General features: G+C 65.9%; 13 protein-coding genes. 9 read left to right on the top strand and 4 right to left on the bottom strand.

The annotated features are described in order from the left end of the window. Positions 1 to 75 precede the first annotated feature (75 nt). The 4 genes from cobJ to cobG are packed head-to-tail and all read right to left on the bottom strand — an operon-like array spanning position 76 to position 4,424. Positions 76 to 1,773: a precorrin-3B C(17)-methyltransferase gene (cobJ, locus tag ACF8GB_RS18875; protein WP_196126325.1), complete on the bottom strand. Its 1,698-nt coding sequence runs from the start codon at positions 1,771 to 1,773 to the stop codon at positions 76 to 78. Next, on the bottom strand, positions 1,761 to 2,492 hold the full coding sequence (locus ACF8GB_RS18880; protein WP_058603631.1) for a precorrin-2 C(20)-methyltransferase: 732 nt from the start codon (positions 2,490 to 2,492) through the stop codon (positions 1,761 to 1,763). The genes cobJ and ACF8GB_RS18880 overlap by 13 nt, the downstream gene beginning before the upstream one ends. Then, positions 2,492 to 3,118, bottom strand: a complete 627-nt coding sequence (locus ACF8GB_RS18885; protein ID WP_027915280.1) for a precorrin-8X methylmutase — start codon at positions 3,116 to 3,118, stop codon at positions 2,492 to 2,494. Before ACF8GB_RS18885 ends, ACF8GB_RS18880 begins: the two co-directional genes overlap by 1 nt. Further along, complete coding sequence (gene cobG, locus ACF8GB_RS18890; protein ID WP_392527448.1) at positions 3,111 to 4,424, bottom strand: precorrin-3B synthase; 1,314 nt, start codon at positions 4,422 to 4,424, stop codon at positions 3,111 to 3,113. The genes ACF8GB_RS18885 and cobG overlap by 8 nt, the downstream gene beginning before the upstream one ends. Before the next feature lie 157 nt (positions 4,425 to 4,581). On the opposite strand from cobG, the gene cbiE reads away from it, so the two are divergent. The 9 genes from cbiE to ACF8GB_RS18935 all read left to right on the top strand — a co-directional run bounded on the left by cbiE (position 4,582) and on the right by ACF8GB_RS18935 (position 12,683). Continuing rightward, positions 4,582 to 5,793, top strand: a complete 1,212-nt coding sequence (gene cbiE, locus ACF8GB_RS18895; RefSeq protein WP_197844440.1) for a precorrin-6y C5,15-methyltransferase (decarboxylating) subunit CbiE — start codon at positions 4,582 to 4,584, stop codon at positions 5,791 to 5,793. Next, complete coding sequence (locus ACF8GB_RS18900) at positions 5,786 to 6,880, top strand: cobalt-precorrin-5B (C(1))-methyltransferase (RefSeq protein ID WP_058638225.1); 1,095 nt, start codon at positions 5,786 to 5,788, stop codon at positions 6,878 to 6,880. Before cbiE ends, ACF8GB_RS18900 begins: the two co-directional genes overlap by 8 nt. Continuing rightward, on the top strand, positions 6,877 to 7,599 hold the full coding sequence (locus ACF8GB_RS18905; RefSeq protein WP_078477925.1) for a cobalt-precorrin-6A reductase: 723 nt from the start codon (positions 6,877 to 6,879) through the stop codon (positions 7,597 to 7,599). The genes ACF8GB_RS18900 and ACF8GB_RS18905 overlap by 4 nt, the downstream gene beginning before the upstream one ends. 137 nt (positions 7,600 to 7,736) lie before the next feature. Then, complete coding sequence (locus ACF8GB_RS18910) at positions 7,737 to 8,174, top strand: NfeD family protein (protein WP_058638227.1); 438 nt, start codon at positions 7,737 to 7,739, stop codon at positions 8,172 to 8,174. Between the two features lie 25 nt (positions 8,175 to 8,199). Then, the gene (locus ACF8GB_RS18915) at positions 8,200 to 9,054 is read left to right on the top strand and encodes an SPFH domain-containing protein (protein ID WP_058638228.1); all 855 of its coding nucleotides are present in this window, start codon (positions 8,200 to 8,202) and stop codon (positions 9,052 to 9,054) included. A 138-nt stretch (positions 9,055 to 9,192) separates the two neighbouring features. Beyond that, entirely contained in the window at positions 9,193 to 9,582 is a 390-nt protein-coding gene (locus ACF8GB_RS18920) for a DUF2946 domain-containing protein (RefSeq protein ID WP_058603509.1), read from the top strand. A 47-nt stretch (positions 9,583 to 9,629) separates the two neighbouring features. After that, positions 9,630 to 10,109, top strand: a complete 480-nt coding sequence (locus ACF8GB_RS18925; RefSeq protein WP_058603508.1) for a copper chaperone PCu(A)C — start codon at positions 9,630 to 9,632, stop codon at positions 10,107 to 10,109. A 19-nt stretch (positions 10,110 to 10,128) separates the two neighbouring features. After that, positions 10,129 to 10,560 (top strand): DUF2946 domain-containing protein, encoded by a 432-nt coding sequence (locus ACF8GB_RS18930; RefSeq protein WP_078477924.1) that lies wholly within the window; start codon positions 10,129 to 10,131, stop codon positions 10,558 to 10,560. 62 nt (positions 10,561 to 10,622) lie between these two features. Next, positions 10,623 to 12,683, top strand: coding sequence for a TonB-dependent copper receptor (locus ACF8GB_RS18935; RefSeq protein WP_392527449.1), 2,061 nt, complete (start codon positions 10,623 to 10,625; stop codon positions 12,681 to 12,683). The last annotated feature ends 40 nt before the right edge of the window (positions 12,684 to 12,723 follow it).

The raw sequence follows: 12,723 nt of genomic DNA on the forward strand, positions 1-12,723 counted from the left end.
CGGCCGTGAACCTAACTGCTCGACGCTGCTCATCCTGCCTCGAAACGCTTCCCCCTCGGATCGAGCTTCCGTACTTCAGGGCTTTGCGCCATACCACCGCGGCGTGTAGACCCACTGCCCGCCGTCCGGGCGCTCGAAGGTGCACGTGGTCGATGAGCCCACCAGCACCATGGTGCGCATATCGACCATTTCTGGCACCAGTTGGGCCAAAGAGACGACGCGCAAAGTCTGCCCCGGCCTACCAATGTCACGGCCAAGGACTACAGGTGTATCAGCACCACGGTGCCGGCGCACGACGTCCAGCGCGGTCCCCAGTTGGTGAGGACGTGCTTTGGAAATCGGGTTGTAGAAGGCCAGCACCAGATCGGCCTGGGCAGCGAGGTCCAGCCGTTTTTCGATGATCGACCAGGGTTTGAGATTGTCCGACAGCGACATGACACAGAAGTCATGCCCCAGCGGCGCGCCAGCCTGTGCAGCCGTTGCCAGCGAGGCCGATACGCCAGGCAGTATCTCCAGATCGACAGCGTGCCAGTCAGGATTCGTGGACTCGTGCAACGCCTCAAGGACCGCAGCGGCCATGGCGAATACACCTGGGTCGCCCGATGACACCACCACCACCGAACGGCCCCGCGCGGCCAGTTCGAATGCGTGGCGGGCGCGCTGCATCTCCTCACGGTTGTCGGTGCAGTGCAGCACCTGATCGTCCCGGAATGGGCCTGCCATTCGTACGTAGGTTTCGTAGCCGAGCACATCCTCGGCCCGTGCCAGCTCAGCCTTGACCGCTGGCACCATCAGCTCCGCTGCACCGGGTCCCAGACCGATGACGGCCAGCCGTCCACGGCGACGGCCAATCTGAGTCACCTCGACCGGCGCAGGTGCCACGGCGATGACCACCTCACCCTGGCACTGCAACCGCGCCTCGGGCAGTGCAGCGCCCACCATGCCAGCCACATCGTCGGGCCTTGCCGCAAAGCGCAATTCGACACCCAGCGCCTGCGCGGCGGCATGCAACCGGGTGTCCGTCATGGCCCGCTCATCGGCCAGCACGCAGGCCAGCGATGCCTGCGCAATACCGGCCTGCTGCAGCGCGTCACGAATCGTCTGCAGATCGCCGCTGGCGAGACCGACCACGACGGAGCGGGGGTGGATCAACAGCTCGTCTCGGCTGGCGGGGCGCGCCAAATGGCCCACATGGATGGTGCGCTGCGCGGCATCACTGGCAGGCAACTGAGCCTGCGCTAGCCACGGCGCTTGACCCTCGATGCGAACCGGCTCTCCAGCCAGCAGGTCGGACACGAAACGCTTGCCTTGTTCCAGATCCGCCAAGGCGTAACCCTGAGGCGGATTGAGCAGGCACGTACCAAAGCGCAACTCGCCGCTGGTGGTGATGGCCGCTGACACACCCAGCGCAGCGGCGATGTCGCGTGCCATCTGGTTGACGCCACTGAGGCCACCGAGCAGGGGCACCACAGCGCTGCCGTCTTCTGCCACGGCAAGCACAGGCGGCTCGCTACCTTTCTCGCCCAACAGGCTGGCCAGGCTGCGGATCACGATCCCCGCGGCGCACAAGGCGATGATCGGCGTACCACGCTGGTAAAGGCTGCGCAGCAGATCGCCAAAAGTGCTGTAATCCTGGTCTGCCCCCTGGACGCGCCCTTGCAGGCCGTAAATTGTGGCTTGGGCGTAGATCTGTTGAAGGCAACGGGCGGTGGTCAGACTGCCTTGCCCCAGGATGACGATGGCCGGTGCCACCTGCGTGTTCAGCCCTGCCATTTTTCCCCCGGCACGATGATCAGCGAAAAGTAAGGCGAGGACTGCGGGTCGACCTGGTCCAGCGGTACGATTTTCTGGTTGGCCATGGTGGCGCGTTCCACATACAGCGCACGCTCGTGCAGGCCCAGCTCACCGAGCACCTGCCGCACCTTGGGAAAATTGCGCCCCAGTTTCATGATGACGGCCGCATCGGCGTCGGCCAGGCGGCGCTTGAGGTCTTCGGCCGGCAAGACGCCAGAGAGCACCGAAAGGCTCTGGTTGCGATAGACTAGCGGTGCACCCAGCACCGAGGCCCCACCGAGCATGGAGCACACGCCAGGAATCACCTGCGCTTCATAGCGCTGGGCCAGGCGGTCGTGCAGGTACATGTAGGAGCCATAGAAGAACGGGTCACCCTCGCAGATCACCGCCACGTCACGCCCTGCGTCCAGGTGTTCGGCCACCTGGACGCTGGCTTCGTCGTAGAAGTCGCTGATCACCTGCTCGTAGGACAGGGGCGCGGGCAAGGCTTCGGTAGTCACCGGATAGACCAGCGGTAGTAGCGTCTGCTCGGGTTGCAAGTGCGCTTCGATGATGCCGAATGCGTTACCGCGCTTGCCCTTGGCGACAAAGTAGCCGACCACCGGCGACTCGCGCAGCAGGCGCAGGGCCTTGAGCGTGATCAGTTCAGGGTCGCCCGGCCCTACGCCAAGGCCGATCAGGCGTCCGCGCGGGGCCATCATTCCACCTCCGTGGCCAGGGCGTTCACGGCCGCGGCGGCCATGGCGCTACCGCCCAGCCGCCCCTGCATGATCACGAAGGGCACGCCACGGCTGTCGGCCGCCAGCATGGCCTTGGATTCGGCAGCGCCAACGAAGCCGACGGGGAACCCCAGGATGAGCGCTGGGCGCGGCGCACCGGCGTCGAGCATTTCCAGCAGGTAGAACAACGCCGTCGGCGCGTTGCCGATCACCACTACGCTGCCTTCCAGGTGGGGGCGCCACAGCTCCAGGGCAACGGCGGAGCGGGTATTGCCAGCGGCCTTGGCCAGGTCCGGTACGCTCGGGTCGCGCAAGGTGCAGATGACCGGGTTGTTCGCTGGCAGTCGTGCCCGGGTGATGCCTTCGGCGACCATGTGCGCATCGCACAGGATCGGCGCGCCACGCAGCAGGGCCTGACGGCCGGCCTGGCCGGCGCCCTCGGAGAATTGCAGGCCATCGATCGCATCGACCATGCCGCAGGCATGGATCACGCGTACCGCAAGCTTTTCGAGGTCTGCGGGAATCCGCTCAAGTCGGGCTTCCTCACGAATGATCCGGAAGGAATTGCGATAGATCTCCTGACCATCGCGGATGTAGTCAATCATCAAGGTGCTCCGTCGGCAGGTCGAGCATGGCGCCTGCTTCATTCAAGGTAATGTCAGTGGCGCGCAGGGCGCCGAACCCCGGCAGGCGGGGGTCACGCTGGTAAAGATCGTAGCGCCCGGACGCGCGGGCCAGCAGTGTGGCCGGGGCGGTGTGGGCCAGGGCACAGGACCGGGGGCAGCCAGTAAGATGCACGCTGGCAGGCGCTCCGGGCCCCAGTAATGCGGCCAGTGCCACGGCGTCGGCCTTCGTCTCGCTCAAGGCCTTGGCACAGCCGCTGGCGCCGGTGCAGGCGCTGATGCGCGCAAAGGGCTCAGCCGCGTGGCAGAGCAGCCCGACCGTCATCAGGCTGCGCTGCGCCTGGTCGATGGCGCCGGGCGCCAGGTTGGGCAGCACCAGGCTCTGCCAGGGGGTCAAGCGCAGGCTGCTGTCGCCCTGTTCACGCGCGACACGCGCCGCCTCACGCAGCATGGCCGGGGTGAGCCGCCCCAGTGGCGGTGCCACGCCAAGCGCAACCCCACGCCGCTGAGCCAGTGCCCCAAGCCACGACACTGGGCGAACCGGCCGGCGCCAGCCCAGCACGGCGGGGTCTTGGCGCAACGCCACGCCAAGCCCACCGATGAAGTCGGCAGCCTTGTAGGTCTGCAGCACATGCCGCATGCGCGACTGGATTGGGGTGGCCAGGTCCAGAAAACGTTCGAGCACGGCGCGTACCAAGGTCAAGCCCTGGCTGAACGGCACCGCACCCAGTACGTCACTCTCCCCGAGGCTGCCGGCCAGGCCAAATGCGAGCCAAGGCTGCTGCTCAAGCTCAAGCACCGAAAGCCACAGGTCGTGCGGGTGATCGAGCATGGCCAGGCGTTCACCGGCATCGAGCTGAAGGGCGAACTTGGCCGATAACGCGTGAAAGCGTGGCGTGCCCTCGAGCAGGTCGAGGATTTGCCCCCCCAGCGGCCTGACGTCCAGCACCATCGCCGGGTCAAGCCCGGCCAGTGGGCTGAGCATCAGGTTACGAACATCGTCGCCGGCTGCTTCACGCGGGCCCAGCCCAGCTGCAAGCAGCGCCGCCACCAGGCCCTGGTGATCAGGGCCGACGCCACGGATTTGCAGATTGCCCCGGTTGGTGGCCTCGATCACCCCCCCTGCGAAGCGCTCGGCGGCGCTGGCGACGGCCTCGGCCTGCTGGGCCAGCAACACCCCGCCCGGCAGTTTGATCCGGCAAATGCCGCCATCCAGGGCGCTGACGATACGCCACAACCCCGGACAAGCCGAGGGGCGAGGCGAACTGTAGGAAGCGTGAGGTGGCATCGCTGAGGTATCCGGCAATCCGTGAAACTGCGCTTGAGTGGAGAAGGCGCGGTATTATGCCTGCTTTGGCCGCCCGCATGAAAAGCCGGTGGTCGAGCATCTTTCGGGTAAAGGCACAATTGGGCGTGCTGCACACGCACGAACTCTAGAGGTATCAATGGCACCCTGGCTCACAGTAGTAGGCATCGGCGAAGACGGTTTCAGCGGTCTGGGCAAACAGGCTCGCCGAGCGCTGCTCAGTGGGACACGGATTTTCGGCAGCCCTCGCCAGCTGGCCCTGCTGCCGCGTTGCGTGACCGGCGAACGGCTGCACTGGCCGAGCCCTTTCTCGCTAGCGCCGGTACTGGCGCTGCGCGGCTCGCCTGTGTGCGTGCTGGCCAGTGGCGACCCGATGTTCTATGGGGTGGGCGCCAGCCTGGCGCGCCAAGTGCCTGCCAATGAAATGCAGGTGCTGTCGATGCCCTCCTCGTGCGCCCTGGCTGCTGCGCGCCTGGGGTGGGCGCTGCAGGACGTACAGGTGGTGTCGCTGGTGGCAAGGCCCCTGGCCGCGCTGAACGCGCACCTGCATGGCGGCCTGCGCCTGCTGGTACTGAGCAACGATGGAGACAGCCCGGCGGCCATTGCCGCGTTGTTACGCGAACGGGGTTTCGGCCCCAGCCGCCTATGGGTCTTCGAACACCTGGGTGGCGAGGCCCAGGGCCAGTTGCACGGGCAGGCGTCCACGTGGCAGCACGGGCAAACGGCTGCGCTCAACCTGGTGGCCATCGAATGCGTGGCAGCGCCCGAAGCGCCTCGCCTGCACCGCCTGGCAGGCCTGCCCGATGACGCCTACCGGCACGACGGCCAACTGACCAAGCGCGATGTGCGCGCCATCACCCTGGGCCGGCTGGCCCCCGAGCCCGGGCAGCTGCTCTGGGACGTGGGCGCGGGCTGCGGCTCGATCGGCATCGAATGGATGCGTGCACACCCGGCATGCCGCGCCGTGGCCATCGAGGCCGACGAGGGCCGTCAGGGGTTGATCGAGTACAACCGCGATGCCTTGGGCGTACCTGGCCTGCACCTGGTGCGCGGCAAGGCCCCCATGGCACTGGAAGGGTTGGAACCGCCGCATGCGGTGTTCATTGGTGGCGGGGTCACCCGTCCAGGGGTACTGGCGCATTGCTGGTCCAGCCTGCGCCCAGGCGGTCGGCTGGTGGCCAACGCCGTGACGGTGCAAAGCGAACTGGCCCTGGCCCACTTCAAGGCGCAGCACGGTGGCGAACTGACGCGCATTCATGTTGCCCATGCCCAGCCCTTGGGTGCGTTCGATACCTGGCGCCAGGCGCTGCCCATCACCTTGCTCGACGTGGTCAAGTCGGCCGATGCGTGAAGAAACCCGCGAACAGGCCGCCCCGCTGCGCAGTGGCCTGACCACTGGCAGTTGCGCCACCGCGACCAGCCTGGCGGCAGCGCGTCTGCTGCTCACCGGTGCAGACAGCGACGCAGTGAGCATCACCCTGCCCAAGGGCAAGGTGGTGCAGATGCGCCTGGAGTTCTGCCGCCTGGTCGACGATTACGCCGAAGCAGGCACGCTCAAGGACGCCGGCGACGACCCGGACGTGACCCATGGAGCACTGCTGTACAGCCAGGTGCGCCTGCGTGCCCAGGCCGGTGTGCACTTCGTCGCAGGCACAGGCGTGGGCACTGTGACCCGGCCTGGGCTGGTCCTGGCCGTGGGCGAGCCGGCCATCAACCCGGTGCCACGGCGTATGATCACGGACCACCTGCAGGGCCTGGCCGTCGAATGCGGCTACACCGGCGGGTTCGAGGTCACCCTCAACGTGCGGGACGGTGAAGCCTTGGCGCTCAAGACCATGAACCCACGCCTGGGCATCCTCGGCGGCCTGTCGATCCTGGGCACCAGCGGTATTGTGCGCCCCTTCTCCTGCGCAGCCTACATTGCCTCCATTCATCAAGGTATCGACGTGGCGCACACCAACGGCTACACCCACATTGCCGCGTGCACCGGCAACGCCAGCGAGGACACCATGCGCCGTGTCTACGGGCTGCCGGAAATCGCCCTGATCGAGATGGGCGACTTCGTTGGGGCGGTGCTCAAGCACCTGCGCAAGGTGCCGGTTTCACGCCTGACCCTGTGCGGGGGCTTCGGCAAGATCAGCAAGCTGGCCGCCGGGCACATGGACCTGCACAGCCGTCATTCGAGCATCGACCTGCCGCAATTGGCGGGCTGGGCCGCAGCAGGCGGGGCCGATCCGGCGCTTCAGGCTGCCATCGTGGCCGCCAACACCAGCCAGCAGGCCCTGGCGTTGGCCCACAGCGCCGGTGTCCAATTGGGCGATGCCGTGTGCCAGCATGCCCTGGCCTTCGCCCGCAGCGTCGTGCCTGCCCAAGTGAACGTCGAGGTGGTCGCCATCGACCGCCAGGGCGGCATCGTCGGTCGAGCGGGCCAGCCATGAAGGCGCGCATTCTGCTGCTCGGCGGCATTACCGAGGCGCTGGCCATCGCACGCCTGCTGGGCCCGGACCACATCTACAGCCTGGCCGGCGTCGGCCGGGTGCCCGACGACCTGCAGTGCCAGGTACGCGTGGGCGGCTTCGGGGGGGCCGCTGGGCTGGCCCAGTACCTTTATGAAAACGGCATCACGCTGCTGGTCGATGCCACCCACCCCTACGCCGCCCGTATCAGCGCCAACGCGGCCAGCGCCGCGCAGCGTGTCGGGATCCCTTGCTGGGCCCTGCACCGTCCGGCCTGGCAGGCACAGGCGGGGGATGACTGGCGCGAAGTCGAAGACTGGCCGGCGCTGATGCAGGGCATTGGGCCCTATGCCCGACCGCTGTTCACCCTGGGCCGGGAACCCCTGCAGCACCTGGACGCCATCCCGGATGGCCAGTTCTGGACATTGCGCGCCCTGCAGGCCTGTCCTGGCAATGCGCGCTGCGAGGTGATCGGTGCTCGCGGGCCTTTCGACCTGGACCAGGAGCGTGCGCTGTTCACCGACCGGCGCATCGACGTTCTGGTCAGCAAGAACAGCGGCAGCGTCGCCACCGAACCCAAGCTGGAAGTAGCCCGTGAGCTAGGCCTGCCGGTGTTCATTCTCAAGCGACCGACATTGCCGATTGCCGATCGGACGTTCCATGCCCTGCCGGAACTGGTGGCGGCTTTGTTCGCTATGTGACGAAAGCCCCCTTGCATAGCGCCTAGGGGGGGTTGAGCTCCTACACCCCTTTGGGCATTTTCCGAGCGCCTGCAAGTGGCCATGTGTCGCAGTCCTGCCTTAAACTCGGGCGCCCCCCCTCGGAAGACGTGCCTGATATGGAACTGCAATGGTGGATCTGGTTGGTGTTCGGCATCGCGCTGATGTTGCTCGAACTGGTCTTGCCCACGTTCTTCATCCTCTGGTTCGGTATCGGTGCCGTGCTGGTGGCCTTGGCCTCCCTGGCGTTTCCAGGCCTGGAGCTGGACATGCAAGGGTTGCTCTGGGTCGTGCTTTCATCGCTGACTACCCTGCTGTGGTTCAAGGTGTTTCGCCGTAAGCAGCCGGATGAGCGCTGGACCGCCGCCAGCGTGATCGGCGAGGTCGGCTTGCTGACCACAGGTGTGTCCGAATTCCAGAAAGGCCGGGTGCGCTTCCAGAAGCCCGTACTGGGCAATGAGGAGTGGACCTGCATTGCCGATACCACCATCCCGGCCGGCGAGCGGGTACGCCTGATCGCCGTCGAAGGAAATACCGCCCGCGTCATCCGGGCCTGAATCCGTAAAAAAGGAATTTGCCATCATGACCAGCCTCATCGTCGTCGGCGCCATCGCCCTGTTCGTCCTGATCACCGTGTTCAAGGGGGTACGCATCGTCCCCCAGGGTGAGGAATGGATCGTCGAGCGCCTGGGCCGCTACCACACCACCCTCAAGCCTGGCCTCAACGTCGTCATCCCCTACATGGACGTGGTTGCCTATCGCCTGCCGACCAAGGACATCATCCTCGATGTGCAGGAACAGGAAATCATCACCCGCGACAACGCCGTCATCGTCGCCAACGCCCTGTGCTTTGCCAAGGTCGTTGACCCGCAGAAGGCGTCTTATGGCGTGCAGGACTACGCATTTGCCGTCACCAGCCTGACCATGACGTCCCTGCGCGCCATCGTCGGCGCCATGGACCTGGACGAAGCCCTTTCCAGCCGCGAGCAAATCAAGGCGCGCCTGCGCGAGGCCATGTCCGAGCAGACCGAGGACTGGGGCGTGACCGTGCGCTCGGTGGAAATCCAGGACATCAAGCCGTCCCAGAACATGCAACTGGCCATGGAACGCCAGGCGGCCGCCGAGCGGGAGCGCAAGGCCGACGTCACCCGTGCCGAAGGCGCCAAGCAGGCGGCAGTACTCGAAGCCGAAGCGCGCCTGCAGGCCGCCCGGCTGGATGCCGAGGCGCAGATCAGCCTGGCCGAAGCCTCGGCGCGGGCCATCTCGCTGGTCAAGGACGCGGTCGGCAACGAAACCGTCCCGGCCATGTACCTGCTCGGTGAGCGTTACGTCGGGGCCATGGAAAACCTGGCGAGCAGCAATAACGCCAAGGTGGTGGTACTGCCGGCCGACCTGCAGGAAACCGTACGCGGCCTGATGGGCCGTAACAAGGCCTGAACCTGAACGGCTTCGCGGTGCCAGGGCATCCCGAAGCCAGCGGCCAGGCACGCCACCTGCGTCACGTCACCGCACCCCGCCAAATTTGCTTATACTCGGCCGTACAATAGTCACCACGATTCCTGACCGGATCTCTCCATGCCCCCACGTCGGCACATTGCCTGGATAGCCTGCCTAGCGGTGCTGTTCAACCTGCTGGCCATGCCGTTGTCCTCTGCTGCGCCCAAAGGCCCGGCAGAGCAACTGCTATGGGGGGCGTTCTGTTCCAGCATGGCCAACAAGGCAAAGGTCGATGTGCAGGCCCTGGCCAAGATCGACCTGGGCCCGCAAAGCGATGACAGCGCCAGCACAATGCACTGCTGGTGCTGCCTGGGTGCCGCGCCGCCACTACCATTGGGCGGACAAGCGTTACAGCTGCATGCCTCGCCTGCACGTCTTGCCGGCCCACTGTCGCTGGATGCGCCACCCACGCCCACGCCGCGCCAGCTCAGGCCCGCGCTCAACCCCCGTGCCTCCCCGCTTGCCTGAGTGTCTCACGCCGCCTGCCTGAACCTCATTCCATCGGGACATTCATCATGCTCAAGCACGCCCTTGCCGTGGCCGCCCTCCTGCTGCCCGCCGCTTTCGCCCATGCTCACGAATACACCGTGGGCGACCTGCATATCGCCCATCCCTGGTCGTTGCAGCTGCCGCCCAATGCCCCCAACGTCGCCGCGTATTTCGTGGTGCACAACAATGGCAACACCGATGACCGCCTGCTGAGCGCCGAGTCCCCCATCAGCGATGACACCCAGTTGCACGAGCACGCCATGAGCGCGGCCGGTGCCATGCGCATGCAGCAAGTGCCAAACGTGGTAGTGCCCGCAGGCAAGGATTTGGTGTTTGCACCCAGCGCTTACCATGTGATGCTCATGCAGCCCAAGGATCGCAGCCTGCTGACCGATGGCCAGCGCTTCCCGCTGACCCTTCGCTTCGAGAAAGCCGGCCCCATCACCGTGCAAGTGGCTGTGCAGAAAGCACCGCCGACTGGCCAGCCGCAGGCTCATCAGCACTGACTGCCGCTGACAGGGCGTGATGCGCTCGTCGCCACACCGCCAGTCCCGTACCACCCGCCCTGATCGCAGGCGCGCCGGTGGCGGATGGCTGAGCCTGTTCGCCATGTGGATGATTTTCATCGGGCCGCTGGTTTCCCAGTCGATGCCCATGGATCACCATGGCGCCGGCATGACCATGCCAATGGACATGCCGATGCCGGCTGCTCATCAGCATGGCGACGCTCATCACGGCCCGAGCCAGGACGGCCAGCTTCATGTGATGTGGGAGAAGTGCGGCTACTGCAGCCTGCTGTTCAACTGCCCTGCAGTGCCCCAGGCGCTCAGCCCCCTCAACCTGGCAGCCGCCCTGCCTCAGGTCCATCTTCAGCCTGCCACGCGCCACGGGCATGCCAGGCAGGCCGTTTTCCCCGGCGCCCGCAGCCGCGCACCGCCCGTTTCGATCAGTGTTTGACCCATTAGCGCACGAAGCCTGAACGCTTCGCGTTTTCTCACGACTGATCGACTGGAATCATTATGTCCGGCTGCACCCCTCTTTTGTCCCTGCGCGGGACCATTGCCGCTCTGTGTGGCTCGTTGCTGACCCCTGTCGCACTGGCGGCAGACCCAGGCCACGTTGGCCATTCATCCGCTGCACCTGAGCTCGGCCCTACGGTCATCACCGCCATCGCCCCCAGCTCGCCACTGACCGTGGTCACCAACCCCAAGGACCCTCGCCAGCCCGTGCCGGCCAGTGACGGTGCCGATTACCTGAAAACCATTCCCGGTTTTTCGGCCATTCGTGCCGGCGGCACCAACGGCGACCCGGTACTGCGCGGCATGTTCGGCTCGCGGCTGAACATCCTCACCAATGGTGGGCTGATGCTGGGCGCCTGCCCCAACCGCATGGATGCCCCAACCGCCTACATCGCCCCGGAAACCTACGACCGACTGACCGTGATCAAGGGCCCGCAGAGCGTGATCTGGGGGCCGGGCGGTTCGGCAGGCACCGTCTTGTTCGAGCGTGACCCCGAGGCATTCGGCACCCTTGGCAGCCGCGTCAATGCCAGCCTGCTCACCGGCACCAACGGCCGCTTCGACAAGGTGCTGGACGCTGCTGTCGGCAACAGTCAGGCCTATGCCCGTTTCGTCGGCAATCAGTCGCGTGCCGGTGACTACCATGACGGGGCTGGCGATTCAGTGCCGTCGCGCTGGGAAAAATGGAACGGCGATGTCGCCCTGGGCTGGACGCCCGATGCCGATACGTTGCTCGAACTCACCGCCGGCAAGGGTGATGGGGAGGCGCGCTATGCCGGTCGGGGCATGGACGGTTCGCAGTTCAAGCGTGAAAGCCTGGGCCTGCGCTTTGAAAAATCCAACCTCGGCGAGGTGCTCGACAAGATCGAAGCCCAGGCCTATTACAACTATGCCGACCATGTGATGGACAACTACAGCCTGCGCACACCCTCTGGCAGCGGCATGATGGGCATGCCGATGGTCAGCAATGTCGACCGCCGCACGATGGGTGCACGCCTCAAGGCGACCTGGCGCTGGGCCGATGTACAGCTGATCAGCGGTATCGACGCACAGACCAACGCGCATCGCCAGCGCGGCGGCATGGGCGTGGATGCGCACAAAGGCCAGGCCTGGACCAAGGATGCCGATTTTCACAACTACGGCGTGTTCGGCGAGCTGACCTGGTCGCTCAGCGGCGACGACCGGGTCATCACCGGCGCCCGCCTGGACCGCGCGTCGGCGCGGGATCTGCGCCAGGCCAGCCCGACCCGCAACGACACCCGCGCCGACACGCTGCCCAGCGGCTTCGTGCGCTATGAACACGACATGGCAGCCCTGCCGGCAACGGCCTACATCGGCCTTGGGCACGCCCAGCGTTTCCCGGACTACTGGGAGCTGTTTTCGCCTAAAACAGCGCCCACCGGGTCGGTCAATGCCTTCGACGGCATCGAGCCCGAGAAGACGACGCAGCTCGACTTCGGTGTCCAGTACCGCAGCGAACGGTTGGAAGCCTGGGCTTCGGGTTATGTCGGGCAGATCCGCGACTACATCCTGTTCGACTACCGCACTGGCATGATGGGCATGGCGACTTCGAAGGCGCAGAACATCGACGCCCGCATCATGGGTGGCGAAGTGGGTGCGGCCTACTCGCTGAGCGATACCTGGAAGGCCGATGCCACACTGGCCTACGCCTGGGGCAAGAACAGCAGCGATGGCAAGGCGCTGCCCCAGATGCCGCCCTTGGAAAGCCGCCTGGGCCTGACCTACAGCCGCGATGCATGGAGCGCAGGCGCGCTCTGGCGGCTGGTCGCAGCGCAGAACCGCATCGCCCGCAACCAGGGCAATGTGGTTGGCAAAGACTATGACGCCAGTGCAGGTTTTGGGGTGTTCTCGCTCAACGGCGCGTACAAGGTGAGCAAAAATCTGAAACTCAGTGCAGGGGTCGACAATCTGTTCGACAAGACCTACGCCGAACACCTGAACCTGGCGGGCAATGCCGGTTTCGGCTACCCGGCCAGCGATCCTCAACCGGTCAATGAGCCCGGCCGGAGCGTCTGGACCAAAGTCGATTTCAGCTTCTGACATCCACCGCGGGCGCGGCAGTGACCGCGCCCTGTGCGGG

It is taken from the genome of Pseudomonas sp. xss_4, assembly GCF_043104125.1.
GTDB classification, from domain to species: domain Bacteria; phylum Pseudomonadota; class Gammaproteobacteria; order Pseudomonadales; family Pseudomonadaceae; genus Aquipseudomonas; species Aquipseudomonas parafulva_B.